Annotated in this window: 24 protein-coding genes and 3 tRNA genes; 16 read left to right on the top strand and 11 right to left on the bottom strand. The window is 39.6% G+C overall.

From position 1 onward, the window contains the following. The first annotated feature begins 5 nt into the window (after positions 1-5). Positions 6-1046 (top strand): hypothetical protein, encoded by a 1041-nt coding sequence (locus tag NFR61_RS06465; RefSeq protein WP_251621874.1) that lies wholly within the window; start codon positions 6-8, stop codon positions 1044-1046. A 28-nt stretch (positions 1047-1074) separates the two neighbouring features. On the opposite strand, the gene NFR61_RS06460 is transcribed toward NFR61_RS06465, so the two are convergent. After that, entirely contained in the window at positions 1075-1728 is a 654-nt protein-coding gene (locus tag NFR61_RS06460; RefSeq protein WP_251621872.1) for a hypothetical protein, read from the bottom strand. 262 nt (positions 1729-1990) lie between these two features. On the opposite strand from NFR61_RS06460, the gene NFR61_RS06455 reads away from it, so the two are divergent. After that, on the top strand, positions 1991-2620 hold the full coding sequence (locus NFR61_RS06455) for a DUF6266 family protein (RefSeq protein ID WP_251621870.1): 630 nt from the start codon (positions 1991-1993) through the stop codon (positions 2618-2620). Between the two features lie 9 nt (positions 2621-2629). On the opposite strand, the gene obgE is transcribed toward NFR61_RS06455, so the two are convergent. Together obgE and NFR61_RS06445 are read right to left on the bottom strand one after the other, a co-directional pair. Then, positions 2630-3622, bottom strand: coding sequence for a GTPase ObgE (gene obgE / locus NFR61_RS06450; RefSeq protein ID WP_251621868.1), 993 nt, complete (start codon positions 3620-3622; stop codon positions 2630-2632). Between the two features lie 27 nt (positions 3623-3649). Then, on the bottom strand, positions 3650-4204 hold the full coding sequence (locus NFR61_RS06445) for a phosphoribosyltransferase (RefSeq protein WP_251621866.1): 555 nt from the start codon (positions 4202-4204) through the stop codon (positions 3650-3652). Positions 4205-4275: 71 nt separating this feature from the next. Here NFR61_RS06445 and purE point away from each other — a divergent pair, with 71 nt between their 5' ends. Both purE and NFR61_RS06435 read left to right on the top strand, forming a co-directional pair. Continuing rightward, positions 4276-4782, top strand: coding sequence for a 5-(carboxyamino)imidazole ribonucleotide mutase (gene purE, locus NFR61_RS06440; protein ID WP_251621863.1), 507 nt, complete (start codon positions 4276-4278; stop codon positions 4780-4782). 94 nt (positions 4783-4876) lie between these two features. Next, positions 4877-6940, top strand: coding sequence for a ComEA family DNA-binding protein (locus NFR61_RS06435; RefSeq protein ID WP_251621860.1), 2064 nt, complete (start codon positions 4877-4879; stop codon positions 6938-6940). Here NFR61_RS06435 and NFR61_RS06430 read toward each other — a convergent pair. Both NFR61_RS06430 and rpmH read right to left on the bottom strand, forming a co-directional pair. Further along, the gene (locus NFR61_RS06430; protein WP_251621859.1) at positions 6937-7686 is read right to left on the bottom strand and encodes a hypothetical protein; all 750 of its coding nucleotides are present in this window, start codon (positions 7684-7686) and stop codon (positions 6937-6939) included. The genes NFR61_RS06435 and NFR61_RS06430 overlap by 4 nt on opposite strands. 59 nt (positions 7687-7745) lie before the next feature. Then, the gene (rpmH, locus tag NFR61_RS06425) at positions 7746-7904 is read right to left on the bottom strand and encodes a 50S ribosomal protein L34 (RefSeq protein ID WP_251621857.1); all 159 of its coding nucleotides are present in this window, start codon (positions 7902-7904) and stop codon (positions 7746-7748) included. Between the two features lie 241 nt (positions 7905-8145). Between rpmH and NFR61_RS06420 the strand changes: the two genes are divergently transcribed. From NFR61_RS06420 to NFR61_RS06390, 7 genes are all read left to right on the top strand, one after another. Further along, a complete protein-coding gene (locus NFR61_RS06420; RefSeq protein ID WP_251621855.1) occupies positions 8146-9012 on the top strand; it encodes a sigma-70 family RNA polymerase sigma factor in 867 nt (288 codons plus the stop codon). 180 nt (positions 9013-9192) lie between these two features. Further along, positions 9193-10272 carry an aldose epimerase family protein gene (locus NFR61_RS06415; RefSeq protein WP_251621849.1) on the top strand — a complete coding sequence of 360 codons (1080 nt, stop codon included), beginning with the start codon at positions 9193-9195 and terminating at the stop codon, positions 10270-10272. Between the two features lie 29 nt (positions 10273-10301). Next, positions 10302-11600: an MFS transporter gene (locus tag NFR61_RS06410; RefSeq protein WP_251621848.1), complete on the top strand. Its 1299-nt coding sequence runs from the start codon at positions 10302-10304 to the stop codon at positions 11598-11600. 34 nt (positions 11601-11634) lie between these two features. Next, positions 11635-12783: a galactokinase gene (gene galK / locus NFR61_RS06405; RefSeq protein ID WP_251621847.1), complete on the top strand. Its 1149-nt coding sequence runs from the start codon at positions 11635-11637 to the stop codon at positions 12781-12783. Between the two features lie 147 nt (positions 12784-12930). Beyond that, positions 12931-13800, top strand: a complete 870-nt coding sequence (pdxS, locus tag NFR61_RS06400) for a pyridoxal 5'-phosphate synthase lyase subunit PdxS (RefSeq protein WP_251621846.1) — start codon at positions 12931-12933, stop codon at positions 13798-13800. Between the two features lie 37 nt (positions 13801-13837). Continuing rightward, a complete protein-coding gene (pdxT, locus tag NFR61_RS06395; protein WP_251621845.1) occupies positions 13838-14416 on the top strand; it encodes a pyridoxal 5'-phosphate synthase glutaminase subunit PdxT in 579 nt (192 codons plus the stop codon). A gap of 52 nt (positions 14417-14468) precedes the next feature. Then, the gene (locus NFR61_RS06390) at positions 14469-15164 is read left to right on the top strand and encodes a DUF4163 domain-containing protein (protein ID WP_251621843.1); all 696 of its coding nucleotides are present in this window, start codon (positions 14469-14471) and stop codon (positions 15162-15164) included. Between the two features lie 4 nt (positions 15165-15168). Here the strand turns inward: NFR61_RS06390 and rfaE1 are convergent, their stop codons facing one another. The 3 genes from rfaE1 to NFR61_RS06375 form a co-directional block, all read right to left on the bottom strand. Continuing rightward, entirely contained in the window at positions 15169-16128 is a 960-nt protein-coding gene (rfaE1, locus tag NFR61_RS06385; RefSeq protein WP_251621841.1) for a D-glycero-beta-D-manno-heptose-7-phosphate kinase, read from the bottom strand. Next, positions 16118-17231 (bottom strand): peptide chain release factor 2 gene (prfB, locus tag NFR61_RS06380; RefSeq protein WP_251621840.1). Its coding sequence is split into 2 segments (ribosomal slippage): positions 16118-17167 and positions 17169-17231, totalling 1113 coding nucleotides; the frame shifts between segments, so codons are not numbered across the junction. Before prfB ends, rfaE1 begins: the two co-directional genes overlap by 11 nt. Positions 17232-17233: 2 nt before the next feature. Further along, positions 17234-20377 (bottom strand): glycosyltransferase family 117 protein, encoded by a 3144-nt coding sequence (locus NFR61_RS06375; RefSeq protein WP_251621838.1) that lies wholly within the window; start codon positions 20375-20377, stop codon positions 17234-17236. A gap of 144 nt (positions 20378-20521) precedes the next feature. On the opposite strand from NFR61_RS06375, the gene NFR61_RS06370 reads away from it, so the two are divergent. From NFR61_RS06370 to NFR61_RS06350, 5 genes are all read left to right on the top strand, one after another. Next, a tRNA-Gln gene (locus NFR61_RS06370) sits at positions 20522-20592 on the top strand. A gap of 181 nt (positions 20593-20773) precedes the next feature. Beyond that, on the top strand, positions 20774-21988 hold the full coding sequence (locus NFR61_RS06365; RefSeq protein ID WP_251621837.1) for a site-specific integrase: 1215 nt from the start codon (positions 20774-20776) through the stop codon (positions 21986-21988). A 74-nt stretch (positions 21989-22062) separates the two neighbouring features. Continuing rightward, positions 22063-22146 (top strand) — tRNA-Leu (locus NFR61_RS06360). A gap of 24 nt (positions 22147-22170) precedes the next feature. Beyond that, positions 22171-22257 (top strand) — tRNA-Leu (locus NFR61_RS06355). A gap of 84 nt (positions 22258-22341) precedes the next feature. After that, positions 22342-22854: a ferritin gene (locus NFR61_RS06350; RefSeq protein WP_251621832.1), complete on the top strand. Its 513-nt coding sequence runs from the start codon at positions 22342-22344 to the stop codon at positions 22852-22854. Positions 22855-22941: 87 nt separating this feature from the next. On the opposite strand, the gene NFR61_RS06345 is transcribed toward NFR61_RS06350, so the two are convergent. Genes NFR61_RS06345 through NFR61_RS06335 form a run of 3 tightly spaced genes read right to left on the bottom strand, consistent with a single transcriptional unit; the run spans position 22942 to position 26903 of the window. After that, positions 22942-24111: an exo-beta-N-acetylmuramidase NamZ family protein gene (locus NFR61_RS06345; RefSeq protein WP_251621831.1), complete on the bottom strand. Its 1170-nt coding sequence runs from the start codon at positions 24109-24111 to the stop codon at positions 22942-22944. A 33-nt stretch (positions 24112-24144) separates the two neighbouring features. Further along, complete coding sequence (locus NFR61_RS06340; RefSeq protein ID WP_251621830.1) at positions 24145-25608, bottom strand: sodium:solute symporter; 1464 nt, start codon at positions 25606-25608, stop codon at positions 24145-24147. A 14-nt stretch (positions 25609-25622) separates the two neighbouring features. Beyond that, the gene (locus NFR61_RS06335; protein WP_251621829.1) at positions 25623-26903 is read right to left on the bottom strand and encodes an MFS transporter; all 1281 of its coding nucleotides are present in this window, start codon (positions 26901-26903) and stop codon (positions 25623-25625) included. Positions 26904-26910 lie beyond the last annotated feature (7 nt).

The raw sequence follows: 26910 nt of genomic DNA, 5'->3' as shown, positions 1-26910 counted from the left end.
TAACCATGAAAAATCTGTTATTAGTATTGGGAATTATTGTTTGCATGCAGACACATGCGGAAATCCGTAAAAAAGAGTATTCCAAAATTCTTCTCAAAGGAGACATAGAAGAAGTTGTATTATCCAATAGAAACGGAGGCGTAGAGGTCAGCCAGACGGCGGGAGACACTATACATGTGGAGGCAATTGTATCCGTTGTTGCCAAAACGCAGAAAAAAGCGGATGAATTAAGTGATTACATCCGGATAGAAGAGGAAATACAGGATAAATATCTAAGCCTTACAACGGCATTTGATAAAAGTATGACCTTCGATCAATTGCTTGCAGGGGTAGAATTGAATATCACCTACAAGGTAAGCCTGCCGAAAGGCATTAAACTGAGGTTGGTAAACACTGATGGCAACGTTTTTGTAGACAACTATGCCGGGGATTTAAATCTGGATTTAAAGTCCTGTAACTTGCGGGTAGGAGAATTGACAGAAGGAGAACTATCGGTAAAGCAGACCGGAGGAGATTGTAAAATACTTCGGGCGGAGCAATTAAACGGGGAATTTAAAACCTGTACTGTCCGAATAGAAAAAGCCAACACGGCCCAATTGGTATTAAAAGATTGCGAAGGTCGTTTTGAAACCATCGAAAAACTCAATCTCACAACCGAAGGCGGTGGTATGAAATTCGGAGAGATAGAAGACATGACCGGAACCTCTTCCTCCACCAAATATGAAGTACAGGATATAGGTAACAGCCTTAAAATGGACATGCGAATGGGAGAAATCAACGTACGGAACATTCATTTTAACTTCTCAACCGTTGAAATTACCGGCACCTATTCCAAAGTCGGTTTATCCTTCATGGAAGGGGCAGGCTATCAATTTGAATTTAAACACAACAAAGCCGTCAAAACAGACATACCGAAGAGTTTTAAACTAACACAGCGCCCGACTTCCGAGAAAAATGTAATCCTTGAAACAGGCTTTATCGGAGATAAAAAATACAACGGGAAAGTCATACTCAACCTTCGTTTCGGAAACATGTATATCCAATGAGGAATATCGTGATGTAAGATTGGATTGTTTAAGTTCCTTCCAATCTTACATAAAAACTATTGGAATAGGCGCTACCGTCTTTTTTGACCCAAAAACAATATGCGTGGATTGTGCCGGAATATGGCTTTTTTAACGCGAATTTTCCTTTTAAATCTCCTCGTTTCCCGCTTACTTTTTCCACTAGGCAAGGAGCTCCAGGGCGGTTGTCATAGATTATTCCTACACATAACCGGTCATCCGGAGAGGGCAGTCCGCCTTCCCGTTCTTCCTCCCAGCTTACCTGATATTGGTTATCCTCTTTTTCGATTTTGATATTTCGGGGCAGTGGCAACTCTCCGCGTGAAAAATAAAATGTTGCAAAATCCACTAAATTACCTTGTTCATCGAAACACCTGCAATTTGTTTTGTTAAAAAGATTATTCGGCCGATACTGTTCCGCCACTCCCGCAATCTGCCAAATCTCTTCGGACACATACTTCTTAAAAAAAGCATAAAATGACTGTACACCGGAAAAACGTTTCATAAGTCCCTGGTGTTTGGGATTTCTTCCTTCGACCTCTGCTTTCCTTTTCTTGCCAGGGATAGCTGTCCGTCGGACATATTGTTTGCCATTCATGACATAGTAAATCAGATTCCCGATTTTTCCGCTGATTAATCCTGTTCCGGCCTCTTTAATCTTCATATCTTTTTTGTATTATATTCGGATTATTTCCGGGTTAAATTTAGGATAATTTTTTAAAATACTTAATATATCCTTTAATCATTCTCTATTTTAATAGAGAATGATTAGAGAGTAAATAGAGAGTGATTAGAGAATGATACCTAAAAAATACGAAGATAATACGTATAAAATCCGGAAAAATATAGGATGAAATAACGGCTGATATAAGAATTTTAAATAAAAAATAATAACTTTGTATAAAGTTCACTATATATAAATAGTTATGGGAAAAATATATCCTGATTTGGTGGGAGCGTTTACGAATGCAGTGGGTGGGACGGTATATTATATGCGGTGTGGAAAGAATGTGGTCAGACGCAAAGGGGTACGACGGAAGAAGCAGACTGCTTTGCAGGAGAGGCAGCAGGTGAAGTTCGGGGTGTTGTCCAGGTTAGCAATGTTGTTGAAGGAGGTGATTACAATGGGATTTGTGCAACGGAAGCAAGGGGTGTTTGATGTGAATGTTTTTGTGCAGAAGAATAAGGATATTTGTCGGGTGGAGGAGGATGGTAGTATTTCTGTGAATTATGAGCGGTTGGTTTGTTCGGAGGGAAATCTTCGGGTGCCTGTAGCCGTGGCGATGCTGGATGAGGGGGATCATGGATTGACGTTTGAGTGTGAGGAGATGGAGCCGGACAAGGATGCTTTGCCGGATGACCGGATTATGGGAGTGGTGTTTGATACGGTGAATGGTTTTTGTCGTTGTGTGGAGTTATGTGAACGACAGGAAGGGGGTGCGACAAGTGTTACGCTGGATGAGTATTGGAGTTTAGAGGCGTTGGCAGTTTATGTTTTTGCTGTGAGTAAGGATGGACGCCGGGTTTCCGATTCGGTTTATCTTCCTTTTGCTTAGGGGGATTTTTTATTTTTCGTTTAGTGCTTTCCAAAGAATGTCTTTGAGTTCGGTAATGCCTGTTCCGGCGACGGAGGAGATGAAGACGTACGGGATGTCCGGAAGATCTTTTTCCATTTCCGAGATGAGTTCACTGTCTGCATAGTCGCATTTGGTTATGGCTAGTATTCTTTTTTTATCCAGTAGTTCCGGATTGTATTCTTTGAGTTCGTTCAGTAGTATTTTGTAGTCGGCATGTATGTCCTGACTGTCTACGGGTACCATGAACAGGAGTATGGAATTGCGTTCGATGTGGCGAAGGAATCGGATTCCCAGGCCTTTCCCTTGATGTGCCCCTTCAATGATGCCGGGTATGTCGGCCATGACGAATGATTTGCTGTCGCGGTAAGCAACGATGCCGAGGTTGGGTACAAGTGTGGTGAATGGGTAGTTGGCAATTTCAGGTTTTGCAGCGGATACAACGGATAGCAGGGTGGATTTTCCGGCGTTGGGGAAGCCGACTAAGCCGACATCTGCCAATACTTTTAGTTCGAGGATGACATTTTTTTCTATCCGAGGTTCTCCCGGTTGTGCGTAGCGTGGGGTTTGGTTGGTGGCGGAGCGAAAGTGCCAGTTGCCTAATCCTCCCCGTCCGCCTTTTACGATAATGCGGGTTTCTTCGTGTTGGGTGATTTCACAGATGATTTCACCTGTGTCGGCATCCCGTGCGACGGTTCCTAACGGGACATCGATAATTTTGTCTTCTCCGTCTTCTCCGGTACATCTTGATTCACTGCCGCTGGCCCCGTCTCCGGCGAATATATGGCGCTGGTATTTCAGGTGAATGAGTGTCCAGTAGTTCCGGTTGCCTTTGAGTATGATATGGCCTCCCCGTCCTCCGTCACCTCCGTCAGGTCCTCCTTTGGCGGTTAGTTTGTCACGGTGAAGGTGTGCGGAACCTTTGCCGCCAGCACCGCTTCGGCAGATGATTTTGACGTAATCGACGAAGTTTGTAGAAGCCATGAATGGTTGTATTGGGTGATGGTTTATTTACGCTTTTTCTTCTCCGTTGTCGAGAATATACAGGTCTGGCAGGTTACGTCCGAGGTCGTCGTAATCAAGTCCGCGTCCGACAACAAAGTCGTTTTTTAAAGATAGGGCGTAGTAGTCTACGGGTATTTTGCATTTCAGCGCCTGCGGTTTGTAGAACATGGCGGTGACATAGATTTTTTTCGGCTTGCGGGCTTGCAGTAAGTCCAGAAGGTAAGCCATGGATCGTCCGGAGTCTATCATGTCTTCCAAAATGACAATGGTGCGTCCTTCTATGTTTTTGTTAAATCCGATTAGTTCTCTGACGGTACCGGAGGAACAAGTGCCGGAGTAGGATGCGATTTTGATAAAGCTTACTTCTGTTCCGGGTATGTTGATTTGTTTGAGCAGGTCGGAGGTAAACATGAATGAGCCGTTTAATACGCTGAGGAATAGCGGCTGTTCGTCTTTCAGGTCGCTGTTTAGCCTTTGGGCTAGCCCTGTGATGGCCAGGTCTATTGCTGCGGATTCAACGAGTAGTTTGAATTCTTTGTCGTGCAATTTAATTTTTTTCATGAGAAGCTGCTCTTTTGTTTTTTTTATTTACTTTGTACAAAAGTACAATTTTGAATTTAATATATGATAAAATGACACCGAAAGTAAGTATAATTATGGGGAGTACTTCGGATTTGCCGGTGATGGAGAAGGCGGCTCAGGTACTTAATGATTTTTGTATCCCATTTGAAATGAATGCTTTGTCTGCACATCGGACGCCGGCAGAGGTGGAGGTGTTTGCAAGAGGAGCACAGGAGCGGGGAATTGAGGTGATTATTGCGGGGGCGGGGATGGCTGCCCATTTGCCGGGGGTGATTGCGGCGATGACACCAGTGCCTGTTATCGGGGTGCCGATTAAGTCTTCTTTGGACGGGATGGATGCTTTGTTGGCGATGGTGCAGATGCCTCCGGGTATTCCGGTGGCGACGGTGGCTATTAACGGGGCGATGAATGCGGGTATTTTGGCTGTTCAAATGCTGGCAGTCGGAGATGGGGAGTTGAAAACGAAAGTGGGCGTGTTTAAGGAGAATTTGAAGGCGAAGATTGTGAAAGCGAATGAGGAGTTGGCACAGGTGAAGTACGAGTATAAGACGAATTGAGGTAGAAGAAATCGGGGAATTTATTAACGCTCGTGTCTTAAATTTTTGTAAATTTGAGATACGAGCTTATTATGTGTGCATTTTTCCCCGAGTTATGAGAGTTTTTTTCTTTGTTGGTGTGTTTTTGTTTACGGTATCTTTTACAGTGGCGCAGGAGTATGATGCCGTGGAGAAGCTTTTGGAGGTTCATGATGTGGAGCCGTCCGATGGGCAATATGAGGATGTTTTAAGTGTTTTGCAGAGGTTGCGGGAGTTTCCTTTGAATTTGAATACGGCGGATTTTGATTCGTTGAAGCTGTTGTTTTTTCTTTCAGATAGTCAGATTGATAATATTCTTGCTTTTCGCCGGAAGTCGGGAGGTTTCCTTTCTTTGGATGAGTTGTTGCTGGTTCCGAGTATAAGTAAGAAGGATTTGGCAAGTATTCGTTTGTTTGTGTGTACAGAGGGTGAAGAGGTGCCCCAACAGGTGAAAAGGAACCGTTCGGGGGTTAGACAGGAGGTGATAGATCGCGGTAGGATGACGTTCCCCCGGCAGGAGGGGTATCGGTATTATTCTCCCAAGGATTTTAAGACGGAGACGTTGTATTTGAGAAAGATGAGAAGCCGTTTTCAGGGTGCCCCTTTAGGAAGTTTGGTGAAATATAGGGCGGAGGTAGGTTCTCATTTTCAGTTTGGTATGACGTTGGAGAATGATCCGGGGGAGGCGTATTTTACAAGAAATCAGAAGATGGGGTTTGATTTTTGCTCAATGTATGCTTCTGTTTCGGCAGGACGTTGGATGAAGAGGTTGGTTGTGGGGGATTATAAGGTGCAGTGGGGACAAGGTTTGGTGGCTTGGGGAGGCTTCGCGTCTGGAAAGTCGTCGGTTGTCTTGGGTAATGAGAAGTCTGCGCGAGGTGTTTTGCCTTATTCTTCTACGGATGAGAATAATTATTTGAGAGGAGTGGCCTTGACATTACAGCCGCTTTCTTCTGTGACGACAGAGTTCTTTGTTTCTTATAAAAGGACGGATGGAAATGTTGTAGAGGCGGATAGTTTGTTGGATGAGGAGGAGGTGACGGCTTCATTGTATGAGTCCGGCTATCACCGGAGTGAGAATGAATGTGCCAAGAAGCATACATTGAAGGAATTTACAACCGGAGTGGCGGTTGGGGTGAATACGAGTTTTTTTAAGGCGGGTATTCATGCGTTGTATTATGATTTTAGTCCTGGTTTGCAAGTGGGGGAAAAGGTGTATCAAAGGTATAATGATGATGGACAAAGGAGGGGTGTGGTGGGGGTTGATTATAAGACCGGATTTCGGAGTGTGTATTTGTTTGGGGAAACGGCTTTGTGTGAAAGAGGTGAGCTGGCAACGGTGAATGGTTTGCGTTTTAGCGGGAGTAGCCGTATGGCATTAAGTGTTTTGTACCGGAGGTATGCTAAAGGATATGTGTCCCGGTATGCTTCAGGTTTCGGGGAGTATTCGGGGACTTCCAATGAGGAGGGGGTTTATGTGGGGATGGATTTGAATTTGGCGAAGAGGGTGAAGATGAGTGTTTATTATGATCATTTCCGTTTTTTCAGTGCCCGTTATGATTCTTCTGTTCCAGCATCGGGGGATGAGGTGTTGGCGTCTGTGACGTATGAACGACGGCGGTGTGAGCATTCTATCCGGATGAAGTATGAGGAGAGGCCGGAGGATTGGAAGGGGATACGGGTGACGACAACGTGGCGGAAGAGGTTGGAATTGAGGTATCAGTTGGGATATAAATGTGATGAGCGTTTTGCGTTGCGAACTCGGTTGAATTGGTTGCATTATTTAAGAGCAGGTAAACGGGAGCATGGTTATTTGATTTATCAGGATTTTATTTACGGTAATCGGAACGGGAGTTTGAAGATGCAGTGTCGTGTGGCTTATTTCGATACAGATTCATATAATTCGAGAATTTATAGTTATGAGCACCATGTGCTTTATGGTTATTCTTTTCCGGCATGCTATGGGCGAGGAGTGCGAACTTATCTGAATTTGAATTGGAAAGTGACGAAACGGCTGACGTTATATGCTAAGTCCGGATTGAGTTATTATCCGGAGCGCAGTACTCTGGGGTCTTATGTGACGCTGGTAAATGATAATAAGTTGATTGATGTTACGTTACAGGTTCGCTGGCGGTTTTAGCGGGATTTTTGTTTCCTGGTTTGTAGGATTTCGGCTATTTCTTGCTCCGATAGTTTTTTGATGTTGGTGATGATTATGTTTTTTTGGAGAAAGTTTCCGTAGAGATTGCATTCATCAATTATTTTTTCAAATAAGTTTTTCATTTCTACGTTTAATGGAAGGAGCAGAAGCATGGTGCAGTATTCTTCAAAATATTGGACTTGTTCAACAGTTCCGTTGTATGGTTTTATGGCTATTTCAGTTTCATTATAGATGGTTTGCTGTTGAAATTCCGGTAGTGCTTCTTTGTTTTGATAAAAGAATACGCAAAAAAATCTTAGCAGTTTGCCTTGTCCTCCCAGACCGGAGGAAATGAAAATTCCGGGGTCGTCCAGCAGGGTGGATTGCAGTACTATGCGGGATTGCTGGAGTGCGATGACAGCCCATTTTTTTAGGGGGGTATCAAGTTTACTGAATGTTTCAATTGTTCGGTAAACGGAAATGTTTTCAACGTTGGCTAATACTACCAACATTCTTTTTTTTATTTCGATGTCAACGGCTTCGTCAAATAGGTTGTCTATTTCTTTTATGTATAGGGAGGAAAGATGTTCAAATTCTTGTTTGTTCTGCCTTAGTTCCTGTACAATATTGAAATATTCGTTTTGTACAGTTAAATCTATTTCTTCTTCAAGGATGTTCAGTTTTTCTTCCTTGTTGGAGAAAAAGTTACTGAGGCTGTCCCAATTACTCCCTATTTGTTTGCTCATTTGTGTAAGTTTAAAAAAAGCTGCCCGAAAGCAGCTTCATATCTTGTAGACAATGACACTTAGGCTTTGTGTCTGTGTTCGTCGGATATTGTCAGTTTTTTTCTACCTTTTGCTCTTCTTCTTGAAAGAACGGCTCTACCTCCGGCAGTGGACATTCTTTCTCTGAAACCGTGTTTGTTTCTTTTTTTTCTGTTAGATGGTTGAAATGTACGTTTCATGGCACTTATTTTTTGATATTATTTTCCGATTTTGAACTGCAAAAGTAGTTTTTTTTTTATATACATCAAAAAAATGCGTTATTTTTTCAGTTGGGGGTCTTTTGCTATTTAATATGATTCTAAACTAACTTTTTTTAATAAATGACGTATGTAATTTTTGATGGATATTTGCATGAATATAATTTCATGTATTTTGTTTGTATCGATTTTTTTTGTAAATTTATAAAAATATTTATATTGTATGCGTCAGCTAAAAATAGTAAAACAAATTACGGGGAGGGATACTTATTCGATAGATAAGTATCTTCAAGAGATCGGTAAAATTCGAGTATTAACGGCTGATGAGGAAGCTAATCTTGCTAAAAAGATGAAAAGGGGTGATATGCGTGCCAGGGAAAGATTGGTGATGGGGAATCTGCGTTTTGTCGTGTCGGTGGCTAAGCAATACCAGAATCATGGTTTAACGCTTGAGGATTTGATTAATGAAGGGAATGTTGGATTGTTAAAGGCTTCAGAATCTTTTGATGAGACAAAGGGGTTTAAGTTTATTTCGTATGCGGTGTGGTGGATTCGCCAATCGATTCTTCAAGCTATTGCGGAGCATGCCCGTTTGATTCGTTTGCCTTTGAATAAGATTACTACTATTAATAAGGTAAATAAGTGCTATTTGGAGTTGGAACAGAGGTTGCAGCGGGATCCGACAGAAGAGGAGATTGCCGAAGAAATGGAAATTTCTTTAGAAGATGTGCGGGAGAATATGAAAATTGCGTCGAAGCCTGTATCGATGGATGCCCCTTTGACGGATGACGAGGAGTCGATATCGATGAATGATATTTATATTCCAGATGACATGTTTGAATCACCTGAGCAAGGTTTGTATGATGATTCTTTGAAAAAGGATATAGAATCAACCCTTTCTTTGCTTTCAGAGCGAGAGGCTATGATTTTAAATATGTATTATGGGTTGGACGTTTATCCTTCGATGTCGCTGGAGGAGATAGGAGAGAAGCTTGGTTTGACGAGTGAACGGGTCAGACAAATAAAGAATAAGTCTATTCGTAAGTTGAAAGGTATAAGTAAAATTAAGCGATTGAAGACTTATTTGTAATGTTTGAGAGTTTTTTAGTTTGAAAGTGTGTTGTGTGTCGTTTCTTTGATTGTTTTTTTGTTTTTTTTGAAAATCCGTTTATTTTTGTTGTGATATATAGTGGCGTGAGAGCTTGTGACGTGTGATTATACAGCGAAGATGGAGTGCGGAGTTTGATTATGAAATTAAAATAGTAAGGAGATGACACACAAGAGTCGTATCGCTTTAAAGCGTGAAAATTTTCAGATGACCTTGAATGGCAAGGATACAGATCTGTTTGTTTTAAAAAATAGGAATGGGGTCGAAATAGCTGTAACTAATTATGGCGGGTTTGTAGTAGCAATTATGGTGCCGGATAAGAATGGCGAATATGCGGATGTTGTGTTGGGACATAGTTCGTTACATGATTATTTGCACACCCCGGAGCCTTATTTAGGCTCTTTGGTAGGACGTTATGGCAATCGTATTGCGGGTGGTAAGTTTATATTGGAGGGGCAGGAGTATACGTTGGCTATTAATAATGGTCCCAATTCGCTCCATGGTGGTTTGACAGGGTTTAATGCTGTTGTTTGGGATGCAGAACAACTTAATGCGCAAACGTTGAAGCTTAATTATTTGTCTGTTGACGGAGAGGAGGGTTTCCCGGGGAATTTGTCTGTAGAGGTTGTCTATCATTTAAATCATGAGAATGGGTTGGAGATTTCTTATCGGGCTGTAACAGATAAAACGACGATTGTTAATTTAACACAGCATTCTTTCTTTAATTTAGCTGGTGCTGCCAAAGTGATGCCGACGGTTTGTAATAATCTTTTGATGATTAATGCAGATTATTATACGCCTGTAGATGCGGTTTCTATTCCGACAGGAGAAATTGCACCAGTGGCGGGAACACCAATGGATTTTCGTAAGCCGTATGTTGTTGGAGAGCGTATAAATGACAGTTTTGAGCAGTTGGTTTTCGGAAAAGGGTATGACCATTGTTATGTTTTAAATAAGAAAGAAGCTAGGGAGTTGTCGTTTGCTGCGAAGGTTGTGGAACCGGAAAGTGGTCGTACACTGGAAGTTTATACGACAGAACCGGGCGTGCAATTATATACTGGTAATTGGTTGGGAGGTTTTGAAGGGAAGTATGGAAATGTTTATCCGGAACGTAGCGCTATTTGTCTGGAGACGCAGCATTTCCCGGATAGTCCGAATAAGCCTCATTTCCCGACGGTGGTGTTGCATCCTGATGAAATCTATACTCAAAAGTGTATTTATAAATTTGGTGTGGAAAAGTAATTTTTATTTATAAATTAATTTAAACAAAAATGAGTCAAAAACAAAAGCAATGGGGAGCTATTATCGTAATGATTGCGCTCTTCGCTATGATTGCCTTCGTAACGAATCTTTGTACTCCGATGGCTGTCATTGTAAAAAATCAGTTCGGTGCGTCTAATGTGCTTGCACAGATTGGTAATTATGGAAATTTTATCGCTTATCTTTTGATGGGTATTCCTTCCGGTATTTTGTTGAAAAGAATCGGTTATAAGAAAACAGCTCTTTTAGCTCTTTTGGTAGGTATTGTGGGAATTTTTGTGCAGTATATGAGCGGTTGGGAAAGTATTGGCGGTTTCGGTCTTTATTTGGTAGGAGCTTTTGTTGCCGGTTGCTGTATGTGTATGTTGAATACGGTGGTGAATCCGATGCTTAATATTTTAGGTGGCGGAGGTAAGAAAGGAAATCAACTTATTCAGACAGGCGGTGTATTCAATTCAAGTGCTGCAGTTGCTTGTTATATTCTGATGGGTGCTCTTATCGGAGAGGCTTCTAAAGCAAAGATCTCTGATGCAACTCCTGCTTTATTTATTGCTCTTGGTATTTTTATTGTGGCTTTTGTTGTTATTCTTTTTACAAGAATAGAAGAACCAGAACAGCAAGTTGAAGTGAAGAGTGCGGAGAAGGATAAATATAGTGCTTTTTCTTTCCGTCATTTTAAATTGGGTATTCTTGCTATTTTCCTTTATATGGGAGTTGAAGTGGGAGTTCCTAATTTTATGCAGCAATATCTTGTGGCAGCACCGACTGATGCAACGCCAGGACTTGGTATTGGAGCCGGTACGGCAGGATGTATTGTTGCCGTATACTGGTTTATGATGCTTATCGGTCGTTTTGTCGGAGCTTCTATCGGAGGTAAGGTGTCCAGTCGTCTGATGATTACGACAGTTTCAATCACGACGTTAGTGCTTGTGGCTTTCGGTATGTTTACTCCGCAGAATATTCTGGTTAGTGTTCCGGGAGTTGATTGGGCGAATGTTGAGATGATTTGGCAGGAGGTACCTGTTAGTATTTTCGCATTCTTGCTTGTAGGATTGTGTACTTCTGTGATGTGGGGTGCTATTTTTAATTTAGCAGTTGAAGGTTTAGGTAAGTATACTTCTATTGCTTCGGGAGCATTTATGACAATGGTGTTCGGTTGTGCTGTGATGCAGGCTATTCAGGCTTGGGTTGCTGATTTAACAGGATCTTATCTTGTTAGTTATGTAGTGGTACTCTTCTGTGCTGCTTATATTTTGTTCTATGCTCTTGTGGGTTTCAAGAATGTGAATAAGGATATTCCGGTGGAATGAGAAATATTTTAAATGTTATAAAGATAGAAGAGTTATGGATACTTCAATAGTAAGAAATAAATTTAAGGAGAAATTTGGAACGGAGGGTACATTGTATTTTTCTCCGGGACGTATTAATTTGATAGGAGAACATACGGATTACAATGGTGGATGTGTGTTGCCTGGTGCGATTGATAAAGGTATTTTGGCAGAAATTAAACCGAATGGAACGGATAAGGTACGTGCTTATTCAGTGGATTTGGATGATTATGCTGAGTTTGGTTTGCGGGAAGAGGACAAACCTAAGGCTTCTTGGGCTTGTTATATTTTTGGTGTTTGTCGCGAAATGCAGAAACGGGGGGGGGAGATTAAGGGTTTTGATACTGTATTTTCCGGAGATGTACCTCTAGGTGCAGGTTTATCTTCTTCTGCCGCTTTGGAGAGTACATTTGGTTTCGGTTTGAACGAAATCTATAATTGCGGTTTCGACAAGAAAGAATTGGTATTGATTGGCCAAAAAACGGAACACAATTATTGCGGTGTAAATTGTGGAATTATGGATCAATTTGCATCGGTATTTGGTAAGGAGGGGCATTTGATTCGTCTGGACTGCAGTACGATGGAGTATGAATATGTACCTTTTGCTCCGAAAGGATATAAGGTCGTTTTGATTGATTCTGTTACCAAGCATGAATTGGTGGACTCTCCGTATAATAAGCGTCGCCAGTCTTGCGAAAGAGCAGCTGCGGCTATTGCGGTTAATCATCCTCAAGTAAAATTGTTGGGAGATGCCAATATGCAGATGCTGGAAGAGGTGAAAGGAAAGATTAGTGAGGAGGATTATATGCGTGCTACGTATGCTATTCAGGAAAATGAGCGCTTGATCAACACATGTGAGGCATTGAAGAAAGGGGATTACGAGACGGTAGGTAAAAATGTGTATGCGACTCATCATGGATTAAGCAAGCTGTATGAAGTGAGTACGGTAGAGTTGGATTTCTTGAATGATGTGGCTAAAGAGTGCGGCGTGACTGGCTCCCGTATTATGGGGGGCGGTTTTGGCGGCTGTACGATAAATTTGGTGCCGGAAGATAAATACGATCATTTTATTGAAACGGCAATTGCTAAGTTTAAAGCTAAGTTCGGGAAGGAACCGAAGGTATATCCGATAAAAATCAGCGACGGTGCTCGTAGATTAAGTTAAAAAAAAGGGAGACAGGAAGTAAACGCGTGGAAATTTTTCCACGCGTTTTTATTTGTTTACTTTTGATAAATAGGATGGATTTGATAATTTTGGGCACTTTGAAATAGAGGGAGGAGGAAATATTGGTAGTAAAAATTAATTGATATTATGGGAAAATACGAATTAAACAAGAATTTGGCTCAGATGTTAAAAGGTGGAGTCATCATGGACGTAACGAATGCGGAACAGGCGAAAATTGCAGAAGCGGCGGGGGCTTGTGCTGTTATGGCGTTGGAACGGGTTCCAGCGGATATCCGTCGAGATGGAGGAGTTGCTCGTATGTCTGATCCGCATATGATAAAAGAAATACAGAAAGCTGTTTCGATACCTGTAATGGCGAAGGTGCGTATTGGTCATTTTGTTGAAGCTCAGATACTGGAGGCGATTGGTATAGATTTTATTGATGAGAGTGAAGTCTTGACTCCGGCGGATGAAATGTATCATGTGGAAAAATCCATGTTTAAAGTTCCGTTTGTTTGTGGTGCCCGCAATCTGGGAGAAGCATTGAGGCGTATTGGTGAAGGTGCTGCTATGATTCGTACGAAAGGAGAGGCTGGTACGGGAAATGTTGTGGAAGCTGTAACCCATATGCGTCAGATTACAGATGAGATGCGTCGGGTGAAAAATGCTCCTGCCGAAGAATTGATGAGTTTGGCTAAGGAATTTGGGGCACCTTATGAATTGATTAAATACGTTCATGAAAATGGCAAGTTACCGGTAGTTAATTTTGCAGCTGGTGGTATTGCAACTCCGGCTGATGCGGCATTGATGATGCAGTTGGGCTCGGAAGGGGTATTTGTTGGCTCGGGAATTTTTAAGTCCGGAGATCCTGCCAAACGGGCAAGAGCGATAGTACAGGCCGTAACTTATTTTAATGATCCGGTGAAATTGGCAGAATTGTCGGAAAATCTTGGAGAGCCGATGTCAGGTTTGGAAATAAAGACATTGGATAATAAATATGCTGAAAGAGGTTGGTAAATAAAGAGTGCTTCGGCACTCTTTTTTATATGTAAAAATGAAAATAGGAATTTTAGGTTTTCAAGGGGCTATTGTAGAACATCAATGGCATATTGAAAAATTGGGGCACGAGGCGGTGAATGTAAGATATCCGGAACAGTTGGAGGAGTTGAATGGGATAATCTTACCGGGAGGAGAGAGTACGACTATTGGAAAACTTTTAGTTCGTACTGGTATGATGAAGCCTTTACGCCGGAAGATAGAAAACGGATTGCCGGTATGGGGAACTTGTGCCGGCATGATACTTCTGGCTAAAGAGTTGGAAAATGATCCGGTGAAGCATCTGGCTGTAATGGATATTTGCGTCAGACGAAATGCATACGGAACCCAGATAGACAGTTTTGATACCGCTTTGGTAATTCCGGCAGTCGCTCAACAAGCGATTCCGCTGGTTTTTATTCGGGCTCCCTATATAACAAGAATTGGAGAGAAGGTGGAGGTGTTGTGTGAAATAGACGGTCATATAGTAGCAGCACGAGAAAGAAATATGTTGGTAACTTCTTTTCATCCTGAGTTGACAGAGGAAGGAGCATTTCATCAATATTTTCTGAGGATGTGTGGGATGTCAAAAAATTGAAACGAGGATTTGATGATTTACGTATACTGTGTCAGTAATTAAAAAATAGGAAATGAAAGGATATATTTTTTTTATAACAGGAATTATTCTGTTGTTTGCAACTTGTAAACATGTTGAAAAAACGAAGCTTGATGTTCAGATATATAGACAAGTTGATAGTACAGATTATCTGAATGTGATTATTGAACAGAGTATTTTTGCTTCCGGTAATTTGCAGCTTGAGAAGAGTTGTGAAGTTTTAAATAAGGAGATTAAGAATAGGATTGACAGTTTGAAAAAAAATCTACAAGAGAAGGCCGGGGTATTTTTTAGTGAAATTCGTAAAGAAGGTATAGAACGTCCACAATGGAATTTTGAACTTTATGTGCGAGATTCTGTGTTTATGGCAAATTCTGAGTATATTAGTTTACGGATGATGGTTTATATTTTTGAAGGAGGGGCTCATGGTATGACCCAATTTTATGCATATAATTATGATGTAAAGCAGCAGAAATTATTGAATCCCCAGCAAATTTTGGATTTTGGGAAGAGTAAAGAGATTAATGAGTTATTAGAGAGAAATTTTGTAAATACGGATAGTTGTTTTACGGAAATACCGACTTTGGAAAATGGGGTTTCAGCATTGAATATGAATATGGAAATATTTTGTTTTACTTATCCTCAATATGCTTTAGGTTCTTATTCCTGTGGTTATTTGGAAGTGAATATCCCTCGTGTTGAATTAAAAGAAGAATTAATATTAAAGTAATTTTTTACTTTCTTTTTTCTAATTCTTTTTGAAGTTCTTCTGGAGTTAATGTTGCAGTCCCAATTTTTTTTACTACGATTCCGGCTGCCGTATTGGCTATGTGCATTGCTTCAGGTATCGGTATTCCGTTTGCCATGCAAAGGCTTAATGTGGCAACGACTGTGTCGCCTGCACCGCTGACATCAAATACTTCTTCTGAATGAGTAGGAATATGGGTACAGGTTTGTGGGGTAACAAGGCTCATTCCTTTTTCGCTTCGGGTGATAAGCAGGGAAGAAAGTTGATATTGTTGTATTACTTTTTGGGCTGCCGACTCGATAATTTGGTCTTCGTTTTCTAAAGTGCATCCTACAATGTCACTTAATTCTTTCACATTAGGAGTGATGATATTTGCTCCGGTGTATTTATTCCAGTTTTTCCCTTTCGGATCAATGATGACAGGTAGATGATAGATTTGGGCTTGAGAAATTAAAGTTTGACAGAGTTTTTCTGATATTAATCCTTTCCCATAATCGGAAACAATCAATACATTGTATTGGTTGAGGGAAACTATAATATTTTGTGTGAGTTTTTTTTCTTCTTCTTCTGAAAGGAGGATTTTTTCTTCAAAATCTAGTCTTACTATTTGTTGTTTCCCGCCGATAATACGGGCTTTTGTTATTGTAGGATAATTGCTTTTTGTGAATGAGTTTTTAATGTTTTTTAGTCTGCTCATTCGTTCAATTTCTTTTCCGAAGAAATCGTGTCCGATAACTCCGTAAAGCATAACTTGACCTCCTAATGTATTGATGTTGTGAGCTACGTTAGATGCTCCACCCAATCGTGTTTCTTCTTTTTTGATGTTAACGATAGGTACAGGAGCCTCAGGAGAGATACGTTCGACTTTTCCGAAATAGTATTTGTCAAGCATGATATCTCCGACGATTAATATCTTGCAGCTTGTAAAGTTTAAATTATTCTTCACCACCAAATTCCATTAAGTAAGCTTTAATAAACTCATTGATTTCACCGTCCATTACCGCCTGTACATTAGAGGATTGATGGTTGGTACGGTGGTCTTTTACCCTACGATCATCGAATACGTAACTCCGGATTTGAGACCCCCATTCGATTTTCTTTTTATTGCTTTCTACTTTTTGTTGCTCTGCCATCCGATGTTGTAGTTCTTTGTCGTATAAAATAGAACGTAATTGACGTAAGGCGTTTTCTTTATTTTTAGGTTGGTCGCGGGTTTCCGTGTTTTCGATTAAGATTTCTTCTTCTTCGCCGGTATATGGATCTTTATATTGATAACGTAAACGAACGCCGGATTCTACCTTATTGACATTTTGTCCTCCTGCACCTCCCGAACGGAATGTATCCCAACTAATTGCTGCTTGGTTAATGGAGATTTCAATAGTATCATCTACTAAAGGGGTGACGAATACCGATGCAAAAGAAGTCATACGTTTGCCTTGTGCATTGAATGGAGAAACTCGTACGAGTCGGTGTACTCCGTTTTCTCCTTTCAGATAGCCGTAAGCGTAATCTCCTTCTATCTGCATGGTTACTGTTTTTATGCCAGCTTCATCTCCATCTTGCAGGTTGCTGATAGATGCTTTATAATTATTAGCTTCTGCCCAACGTATATACATACGCATTAACATGGACGCCCAATCTTGACTTTCTGTACCACCAGCACCCGAATTTATTTTTAATACACAACTCATAGGATCGGCCTCTCCCTGAAGCATATTTTTTAACTCTAGTTCTTCTACCAGAGTTAAAGTACTTGCATAATGCAAATCTACTTCTTCTTCCGTAGCTTCTCCTTCTTTAGCGAAGTCAAAAAGTACGGTTAAGTCTTCAATTGCTTGTTTGATTTTTTCGTAACCAGATATCCAACTTTTTAATTCCCGTACTTTTTTCATTACAACTTCAGCTTCCTTCTGGTTATTCCAAAATTCGGGAGCTTGTGTACGTAATTCTTCTTCTTCTAATTGAATTTTCTTGTGGTCGATGTCAAAGATACCTCCTCAACGCGTCACCACGCGTTTCAAGCTCTTTTAAGTGGTCGATTGTAATCATATTTAACTTTGTCTATTACTGTCTATTGTTCTTTGCAGTTCCGGCTGATGTGGATGGAGGCTGGTGGGGTTATATAAAGCCTCTATTTGTTCTTGAATTGATTTAGCCAGTTCATATCTTCCGGCTTGCTGTGCATAAGCAATCAGGTAACGGGAGACTCCTAAGCACATTCGTTGTTCTTGCTGAATTTCTCCGCTTTGAGCGTCGGTAGGAGCAAGTGAGTTAATGTACCGCAGCATTTGATAATTTTTAACAAAGAGTTCTTTTACCAAATTATCTGCTTTTTCCATTTCCCCGAGAGCGTAGTATAACGGAATATAATTTAAAATATTGTTGTCAATGGGTACTTGATTGGTTGGCAGCTCTTCAAGACTTTTGTTTAAAACATTTATAGCTTTCTCATTTTTCCCTTCGTTCATCAATACTTCAGCCAAACGTAAGAATGTATTTCGATATCTCATGACCGCGATTGTATTATCGTGGAAGTAGTCAATATTGACTTTCGGGTCTTTAATGTTTCCCCATTCAAATTTATTCATGAGATTATCATAGAGAATATCGGTATCAATACGTCCGAAGTTATAGTATTCCGAGTCTTTTGTTTTGATAGGAACAAGCCGGTAAGCAGCGCCTTCTAATTGAAAATAATTTTCCAATCCCATGTAATTGTCACTTCCCATCCCAATGCCGAAATAGATGGGACGTTCCCAATTATTAGTTGCAATAATATCCAATACCATTAATTCTGATTTGTTCAAATTATTCTTTTTTATTTGGATATTTACATTTTTCTCAATCAAAGACGAATCTTTGGGATTAACTGTTCCGTTGGCGATTACTTTTTCTGCATCAACTGGAATATAGACATTTTTTGTTGGAATATAATCCATTAATTCGTTGTTGTAAGTCGATCTGACTTTTGTATTGGGGTTGTCACTTGCGACAAATTCCATGACGTCTTTCAAATTTGCAGATTTGAATCGTTCTTGTACGGCAACCCAATCACGGACACCTTCATGATATTGGTCATGAGTGAAAGAAATGGGTACTCTATCGCTTTCGTAGGCTTTCCGGTTAATTTGGTCGATGTACCATCCTCCGGCTAAAAGACTTAGATTGACAATCCGGATGTCTCGTCTGACGCCTTCTACTTCTTGTGCATACCATAATGGGAATGTATCGTTATCGCCGTAAGTAAAAAGAATAGCATTCGGTGCGCATGAATTTAGATAGTTCTTGGCATGTGCAATTGTAGCATAACGGTCTGCTCTGGAATGGTCGTCCCAGTTTTGTGCTCCCATGTTGATAGGAACAACTATTAAACAAATACCGGTACTAAGTAATGCTGCAATCTTTGAATTTATTTTTTTATTTAAAAATTCCCAAATGGAAAGTACGCCGAGTCCAATCCATATAGCATAAGCATAAAATGAGCCGGCATAGGCATAATCCCGTTCTCGCGGTTCTCGGGGTGTTTGGTTTAAGAAAATGATAATTGCTAAACCTGTCATGAAGAATAAGAGCATGAGGACCCAGAAATCTTGTTTCCCTTCCCGACTTTTTTTGTATTGGAAAAACATACCTAATAATCCCAATAAGAAAGGAAGCATATAATATTTATTTAATGCCTTTTCTGATTTTAATTCATCAGGTAGTTCATCTTGATTGCCTAAACGAAGAGCATCGAGGAATTTAATACCTGTAATCCAATTTCCATGACGAATGTCTCCATATCCTTGAATATCATTTTGACGTCCTGAAAAATTCCACATGAAATACCTCCAATACATGTGTCCGACTTGGTAGTTGAAAAAGTATTTCAGATTATTACCGAAACTTGGTTTTTGTACTGCTTTTCCATTTATCATATAAGTCGGTCCGTTAGGTTTCCCTCCCCATGACTCGTAATCTTGTGGGAAATAGGAACGTTGGTTGCTATACATGCGAGGGAAGAAAGTACAAAAACGGCTATCATAAGTATAGCTGGGTTTATAACCGATTTTATCGTATTTACCTGTAGTTTTATTTTGGTAGTAAATAGGTGTTTTGTCTTGAATGTCAATTAAAGGAGCGTTGTAATATTGACCATAAAGCAAAGGGGAATCTCCATATTGATCCCGGTTAATGTAAGACAATAAAGCGAATACATTGTCAGGACTGTTTTCATCAATCGGAGGATTGCTGATTGAGCGAATGACAACCATGGCATATGAAGAATAACCAATCAGCATGACGATAAAGCAAGTGAATATCGTATTGAGGATTGTTTTATTCTTTTTTAGGGTGTAACGGATGCCGTATGTAAGCCCTCCTATGAGTAGAATGGCATATATGATAACACCCGTATTAAACGGTAATCCCATTCCGTTAACAAAAATTAATTCAAAAGTTCCGGCAATCTTGATGACGCCAGGAATCAATAAAAAATTAACGACACCTAAAATAATAAGTGAAAGAATACCTGTTTTAATAACCCCTTTCGTTGTTGGGGTATATTTCTTGAAATAATAAACAAAAACAATCGCCGGAATGGCCAATAAATTAAGCAAATGTACACCGATAGAAAGTCCTATTAAATAGGCAATTAAAACTAACCAACGGTTAGCGTAAGGTTGAAAGGCTACATTTTCCCATTTTAATATGGCCCAAAAAACGACCGCGGTAAACAAAGATGACATGGCATATACTTCACCTTCTACGGCAGAAAACCAAAATGTATCACTGAAGGTATAGGTTAAAGCTCCGACGAGAGAAGCTCCCATAATTGCGAATAATTGCCCTAATGTACATTCTTGACTTTCTTTTGAAATTAGTTTGCGGGCTAAATGACTAATGCTCCAAAATAGAAATAATATAGTAAATCCAGAACATAATGCTGATAGGTAATTTATCATGAGCGCTTGTTTGTCCGGAGAAGGAGCAAAAATGGCAAAAAGTCGTGAGATAATCATGAATAAAGGTGCTCCGGGAGGATGGCCAACTTGTAACCCTACGGATGTTGTTATAAATTCTCCGCAATCCCATAGACTTGCTGTGGGTTCGGAGGTTAAAATGTAAGTTAGACTGGCAATGATGAAAGTGAGCCAACCGGTGACATTGTTAATTAGTTGAAATTTCAGCTTAGGGTGGTTCTTAATCTGATACATCTGCTTTTTATTTCGTTTAATATATTGGACACTAAAAATATCTCAATTTACAAGGCACGAAAATAATTATTTTGATTGAATTTTTATGCTTTTTTTTGTTTGAAAACGAAAAAGTTTTTACATTTGCGGCACAATCAAAAGGATTGTCCCATTGTGTAATGGCAGCACAGCAGGTTTTGGTTCTGTCAGTCCAGGTTCGAATCCTGGTGGGACAACATCTTAAAGTTAATGACGTTGTAGCCGTTGGGGTTGCAACGTTTTTTATATATTCTTCTTTTAAATATTTATCAATGTTGTGATTTTTTCCACTGTATTTCTTGAACTATATGCTTTTTGAGATGTGGGACTATATTTGTGTTTGATATTCAATTATTAAACATTTAAAATTCATACTTTATGATTTCATTGAAGCTTGTATTGGATAAGCAAAAAATTAATCAGGAAGGAGAATGTCCGATAATGATTAAATTGGTTCACAACAAAATGAGGCGTTTTATTAATTTATTTCAGAAAGTCAAAATGGAAGATTGGGATTCAAAAAGATTCAGATTAAATGAAAGATTAGGGACCTTGGAACAGCGCCAGAATAAGATAAGAGTAAATTTCTATATAGAATCGGAAGTGATGAAATTGAAAAAAATCATTATGGATTTTGAGCTTACTCGCGCAATTTATACCATAGATGATATAGTGAAAGGTTATTATAAAAAGTCTTCCATTGTTCCGATGTATGATTATATTAATGATATCATCCTATCATTGGAGAGGATTGGAAAAAATGGTAACTCCAATGTGTATAGAGAAACACTTGAGCGTTTGAAAAAGTTTTCAAATAAAGAAAATCTTACGTTTGGAGAAGTAGATTATGGCTTTTTGAAAAATTTTGAATCTTATTTGCTGGGAAGAGGCTGCAAGATTAATACAGTTTCTTTCTATTTGCGAACGATTCGTTCGGTTTTTAACAAAGCAATAAAAGACGGATTGATAGAAGAAGAGTATTATCCTTTTAAAAAAATTACAATCCGAAAAGAAAAAACACTGAAGCGGGCTATTTATAAAGATGATATTGCTGCGTTGAAGAATTTGGACTTGATGTCTCGTCCTGTACTCGATTTAGCCCGGGATATATTCTTGTTTAGTTTTTATATGAGAGGTATGTCATTTAAAGATATTGCGTTTTTGAAGGTCGCAAATATTGTTGGGGACAGAATTTATTATTCTCGACAGAAAACTGCACAAAAGCTGAATATAAAATTGACGGATAAAGCTATGGAAATTATTTTAAAATATAATAATCTGTCGAATAAAGGGGCTTTTATATTTCCTATTATTCGTTTCCCGGGGAGAAATGAATTTAGTCAATATAAAAATGGATATCGTAAAACGAATCAAAGATTGAAAGTTTTAGGAAAGTTATTGGGGATGAGTGTACCACTCACAACTTACGTTGCGCGTCATTCTTGGGCCTCTATTGCCAAACGTTCCGGAATACCGACATCAGTGATTAGTGAAGGGTTGGGGCATGATTCAGAAAAAACGACACAAATTTATTTGGATAGTTTTGAAAATAATGTATTGGATGATGCTAATGATTTGATAACGGATATCTAGGTCATGTTATTTGGAAATTTCATCCTTCTAAAAATTTGGAGGGATGAAATTTGTTTGTATCTTTGTGCCATAAAGCCCGAATGGCGAAATTGGTAGACGCGCTAGTTTCAGGTACTAGTGTCTTTACGGACGTGCAGGTTCGAGTCCTGTTTTGGGCACATTGAAATAGTAGAGTGATATACGCCCGGATGGTGGAATTGGTAGACACGCTACTTTGAGGGGGTAGTGGCCGCAAGGCCGTGCAAGTTCAACTCTTGTTTCGGGCACCAAATTAGAAAAAATGGTAGGAAGTCGCATTTTTATGCGGCTTTTTCTTAAATTAAAAGTTTTATAATTAAAAAGTTATTGTTACTATGTTGAGCGAAAAGTTAGAAAAAGCTTTGAATGAGCAAGTAAACGCTGAATTTTGGTCTGCTTATCTTTATTTGTCAATGTCAGCGGATTTTGCAGCAAAAGGGCAAGCTGGTTTTGCTAATTGGATGCATATTCAATTCAAAGAAGAACAAGATCATGCGATAAAGTTATTTAATTATATTATTTCTCGGGGTGGACGTCCGGTGTTGAAACCGATAGCAGAAGTGAAAACAACATGGGAAACTCCGCTTGCAGCATTTGAAGATACGTTGGCACATGAGCGGAAAGTAACGGCAATGATTAATGATTTGTATGCGTTGGCTTTGAAAGAAAACGATTATGCAATGCAATCTATGCTTCGCTGGTTTGTTGAAGAGCAAGTAGAGGAAGAGGCAACGGCACAAGGAATAATAGATGCACTTCGTATGATTAAGGATAATGGCTTTGGTATTTATACTTTGGACAAGGAATTGAGTACGCGGGTGTATAATCCAGTAGCGTCAGCAGAGTAATTTTGCAAATCCATTAATTGAAAAATAAAACCGTGGAGCGAAATAAATCTTTTGCTTCACGGTTTTTAATTATTTCTCTTACTGCTTTTATTCTGGGTAAAGAAGATAAGAGGTACGTTGTTTTTTAAATCGGATGATGTCGCTTTGCCAGCGGGTTTTTATTTCCTCAGCAGATTTGCCGGCTTTAATCATTTTGCGCACATAATCCACGCCAATTAACTTTTCAAAAAAAGAACTGAAAAAGAGATCATCTAAGTGTAAATTGTGATAGGCTTCGATTAAATAGGTTAAATCAATGCCTTTGTTTCTGAGTTCCTCATTGGGTAATTGGCTTAAATTTTTTCCAAAACATTGACGGTTAAGTTGAGGTGGATTTTTTGCTCCTGGCATACTGATAGGGGTAAATGAATAAGTATATCCTTTCATATTGGGATGACCGAATATTTGGAATGGTAGAGATGTGCCTCGTCCTAAACTAACTGGTGTCGCTTCAAAAAAACAAAGGGACGGATACAGATAGATTGCTTTCATATTCGGAAGATTGGGTGAAGGGGCAATGGGAAGCTGATATTCGGTTTGGTGCGTATAATTTTTACAAGTAATGACGGTTAGGGGGCAAGTGCGTCCCTGGGGTAACCATTTTTCACCATTTACCATTTGTGCCAATTCTCCCAATGTAAGGCCATGTACAACAGGAATGGGCAACCAACCAACCCCTGATTTGTATTTCATATCCAGGATAGGTCCATCTACATAGTGTCCGTTGGGATTGGGACGATCCAATATGATCATGTTTTTCCCGTATTCGGCACAGGCATCCATGAGTTTGACCATAGAAATGTAATAGGTATAAAAGCGCAGTCCTACATCTTGAATATCTACCACTAAGCAATCAAATAAGCGCATTGCTTGTTCATCAGGTTTCCCGTTTTTCCCGTTGTAGAGAGAATATACAGGAATACCGGTTTGGGGGTCAATACTTCCTGCAACATGTTCTCCGGCATCGGCGGTTCCCCGAAAGCCGTGTTCCGGAGAAAAGATAATAACGATATCGAAGCCGGAACGTTTTAATAAATCAACAGTATGCTCATTATTTACCGTTCCGGTATGATTGGAGAATAAAGCTATTTTTTTACCTTGTAGCAGGGGAAAATATTCTTCAGTACAAGCTGCACCGACTTTTATCTGGTGGTTCTGTGAAAAACAGGCAATTGCTCCTAAAAAAAGCAAGAATGTAAGACAGTATTTCAAATACATATCAAAATTTTTTCCAATGATATAAAAATCCGCTTAATGAAGAAAATTATTTTCCTTTTTTCGACATAATAATAATCCGATGATGGTCAAAAATCCGTTTACTAATAGAATTTCAAATCCGAAACGATAACCGTTTAGTAGTTCGCTTGAATAATGATCAATACTAATTGTTAGTAGGATTGATAATGCGGAAATAAAAGGAATTGCACGGTCATAAACGCGGATTTTTAGCAGGATGCCGACGAAAAATAGGCCTAATAGCGGACCGTATGTATAGCCAGCGAATTTAAAAATAGCATAGACAACGCTTTCGTTATTAAAAGAATTGAATGCAATCATCACGCAAGCGATTAATAGTGCGTTGCCGATGTGAGTATAGAAACGAATTTTTTTCTTTTTGACTTCTGTTTTTTCTTTAATCCCGTAAATGTCTACTGTAAAAGATGTAGTCATAGCGATAAGGGCGGAATTGGCACTGGAAAATGCTGCGGCGATAACACCTAACATAAACAATATTCCGGTAGTTGTGGAGAGATATTGTGTAGCGAGCATGGGATAAATGCTGTCAGTTTTTTCCGGAATCGGAATATTTGTTTGGTTCATGTAAATGAAAAATAATACCCCCAGACACATAAAAATAAAACATACAGGAATGGACATGAAACTAAAAGTCAAAAAATTCTTTTTAGCCTCCCGTATATTTTGCAGACTTAAGTTTTTTTGCATCATATCCTGGTCAAGCCCGGTCATGACAATGGCAATAAAAATACCGGCAATAAACTGTTTGAAAAAGTTATTCGGATTATTCCATGGATTTTCAAAATCGAAAATTTGGAATTGTGAACTGTGCCGGATGCTTTCTAAAGTCTCTTGAAAAGAAAAGCCCAGTGTTTGTTGAATGGAAAATAGAGTGAATAAGATAGCGAAAATAAGAAAAAAAGTTTGTACAAGGTCTGTCCATACGATAGCTTTAATGCCGCCTTTAAAAGTATATGCCCAAATGATAAAAATACAAAACAAGGCATTGACGGCATAAGGAATATGAAGAGGAGTACAGATGGTAATTTGTAACACTAAAGTGACGATAAAGAGACGGAAAGAAGCCCCGATAGTTTTAGACAGCAGGAAGAGTACGGCACTGGTTTTATAAGCTCTAAATCCAAAGCGTTCTTCAATATAAGTATATATGGAAGTCAGATTCAGTTTGTAATAAAGAGGGAGAAGGATATGGGCAATGAGAAGATAGCCGACGAAATTTCCCAAAATAACGGAGAAGTAAGTCATTTTTGCGGGAGAAGATACCCAACCGGGTACTGATATGAAGGTGACACCCGATAAGGTGGTTCCAATCATTCCGAAAGCGACGACCCACCACGGAGATTTGTTGCCGCCCCGATAAAAGTCTGTGGTATCTGATTTACGCGAACTTAAGTAAGATATCCACAGAATAAAACAAAAATAGATAAAGACAATAAAAATGGAGATATAGGGATTCATGAGTAATGTATTATTTATTTTTGAGAAACGGATGAGGTGTGGGATTCGGGAATTTTCAGATAGCGGGTAACGATGAAGCTTGGAATGGTGCACAACATAACCCACATGAAAAAAGACGGATAACCGAATGTATCGCTAATCCAGCCGGAAATCATTCCCGGCAGCATCATGCCTAATGCCATAAATCCTGTACATAGCGCATAATGAGCAGTCTTGTGTTCGCCAGCACTAAATAAAATCAAATAAAAAGTGTAAGCGGAGAAGCCGAAACCATAGCCGAACTGTTCGATGGTTAATAGTGTCGTAATTAAAATAAGATTCTCCGGTTGAAATAGTGCTAGATAAATATATATAAAATTAGGCAGGTTGATGGCTAATGTCATCCAGCCTATCCAGTGTTTCAACCCATGTCGGGCGATGAGAATACCGCCGATAATGCCCCCGATGGTAAGGGCAATCATCCCGAGAGACCCATATATAAATCCGACGTTGGCGGTATTTAATGCCAGACCGCCGTTTTCTTTGGAATCCAACAAGAATGGATAAACCAGTTTCAGCAACTGTGATTCGGATAAGCGGAAAAGTAGCATGAATGCCAAAGCTGTTCCGATATGTTTTTTATGGAAAAAACTGATAAAAGTAGAAATGAACTCTTTGAAGATTTCTTTATTTTTCCCATGGGGATAATCAGAAATAGGTTGGGGAAGTATATAGTAGTGGTACAGGCCAAGCAGCAAAAAGAAAATACCCAGTCCGGAATTGATAAAAAGCCAGCTTTGGGAAGGGGATAAGTGTTGTTGTAAAGAATCCGATACCATGAAAATACTACCAATTCCGACAATCGTCGCCAAACGATAAAACGTAGTGCGGATACCGACAAAATAAGCCTGTTGGTTTGAGCTTAATCCCAACATATAGAAACCGTCTGCGGCAATGTCATGCGTGGCGGAACAGAATGCCAGTAACCAAAAAAACAAAAGGGAATACAGAAAGAAATGCGTAGAGGGAAGCGAAAAAGCTATCCCTCCCAGGCCGATTGCCATGAGAAGTTGGGTAATTAGAATCCAGCGGCGTTTGGTACTGAAAATATCGACCAGCGGACTCCATAAAGGTTTGATAACCCAGGGTAAATATAGCAGGCTGGTATAGAATGCAATGTCAGTATTGGAAATATTCATGTCTCGATACATGACAATCGAAATACTGATAACAATAATATAAGGCAAGCCCTCTGTGAGATACAGGCTGGGGATCCATAGCCACGGAGAGCGTTTGTTTTCTTGGATAGAGGACATATCGGGG

Origin of the sequence: Odoribacter lunatus (assembly GCF_943193135.1) — a bacterium.
GTDB lineage: Bacteria > Bacteroidota > Bacteroidia > Bacteroidales > Marinifilaceae > Culturomica > Culturomica lunata.
This window is presented reverse-complemented; position numbering and strand designations above follow the sequence as displayed.

What these genes read in the sequence shown, in the direction of transcription:
- NFR61_RS06445 (WP_251621866.1), bottom strand. Translation starts at nt 4,204, where the DNA reads ATGAAAAAAATTAAATTGCACGACAAAGAATTCAAACTACTCGTTGAA.
- NFR61_RS06375 (WP_251621838.1), bottom strand. Translation starts at nt 20,377, where the DNA reads ATGTATCAGATTAAGAACCACCCTAAGCTGAAATTTCAACTAATTAAC.
- NFR61_RS06340 (WP_251621830.1), bottom strand. Translation starts at nt 25,608, where the DNA reads ATGAATCCCTATATCTCCATTTTTATTGTCTTTATCTATTTTTGTTTT.
- NFR61_RS06460 (WP_251621872.1), bottom strand. Translation starts at nt 1,728, where the DNA reads ATGAAGATTAAAGAGGCCGGAACAGGATTAATCAGCGGAAAAATCGGG.
- NFR61_RS06350 (WP_251621832.1), top strand. Translation starts at nt 22,342, where the DNA reads ATGTTGAGCGAAAAGTTAGAAAAAGCTTTGAATGAGCAAGTAAACGCT.
- NFR61_RS06465 (WP_251621874.1), top strand. Translation starts at nt 6, where the DNA reads ATGAAAAATCTGTTATTAGTATTGGGAATTATTGTTTGCATGCAGACA.
- NFR61_RS06390 (WP_251621843.1), top strand. Translation starts at nt 14,469, where the DNA reads ATGAAAGGATATATTTTTTTTATAACAGGAATTATTCTGTTGTTTGCA.
- NFR61_RS06365 (WP_251621837.1), top strand. Translation starts at nt 20,774, where the DNA reads ATGATTTCATTGAAGCTTGTATTGGATAAGCAAAAAATTAATCAGGAA.
- NFR61_RS06335 (WP_251621829.1), bottom strand. Translation starts at nt 26,903, where the DNA reads ATGTCCTCTATCCAAGAAAACAAACGCTCTCCGTGGCTATGGATCCCC.
- pdxT (WP_251621845.1), top strand. Translation starts at nt 13,838, where the DNA reads ATGAAAATAGGAATTTTAGGTTTTCAAGGGGCTATTGTAGAACATCAA.
- NFR61_RS06430 (WP_251621859.1), bottom strand. Translation starts at nt 7,686, where the DNA reads ATGAGCAAACAAATAGGGAGTAATTGGGACAGCCTCAGTAACTTTTTC.
- NFR61_RS06415 (WP_251621849.1), top strand. Translation starts at nt 9,193, where the DNA reads ATGACACACAAGAGTCGTATCGCTTTAAAGCGTGAAAATTTTCAGATG.
- NFR61_RS06455 (WP_251621870.1), top strand. Translation starts at nt 1,991, where the DNA reads ATGGGAAAAATATATCCTGATTTGGTGGGAGCGTTTACGAATGCAGTG.
- rpmH (WP_251621857.1), bottom strand. Translation starts at nt 7,904, where the DNA reads ATGAAACGTACATTTCAACCATCTAACAGAAAAAAAAGAAACAAACAC.
- purE (WP_251621863.1), top strand. Translation starts at nt 4,276, where the DNA reads ATGACACCGAAAGTAAGTATAATTATGGGGAGTACTTCGGATTTGCCG.
- NFR61_RS06345 (WP_251621831.1), bottom strand. Translation starts at nt 24,111, where the DNA reads ATGTATTTGAAATACTGTCTTACATTCTTGCTTTTTTTAGGAGCAATT.
- obgE (WP_251621868.1), bottom strand. Translation starts at nt 3,622, where the DNA reads ATGGCTTCTACAAACTTCGTCGATTACGTCAAAATCATCTGCCGAAGC.
- NFR61_RS06420 (WP_251621855.1), top strand. Translation starts at nt 8,146, where the DNA reads ATGCGTCAGCTAAAAATAGTAAAACAAATTACGGGGAGGGATACTTAT.
- galK (WP_251621847.1), top strand. Translation starts at nt 11,635, where the DNA reads ATGGATACTTCAATAGTAAGAAATAAATTTAAGGAGAAATTTGGAACG.
- NFR61_RS06435 (WP_251621860.1), top strand. Translation starts at nt 4,877, where the DNA reads ATGAGAGTTTTTTTCTTTGTTGGTGTGTTTTTGTTTACGGTATCTTTT.
- NFR61_RS06410 (WP_251621848.1), top strand. Translation starts at nt 10,302, where the DNA reads ATGAGTCAAAAACAAAAGCAATGGGGAGCTATTATCGTAATGATTGCG.
- pdxS (WP_251621846.1), top strand. Translation starts at nt 12,931, where the DNA reads ATGGGAAAATACGAATTAAACAAGAATTTGGCTCAGATGTTAAAAGGT.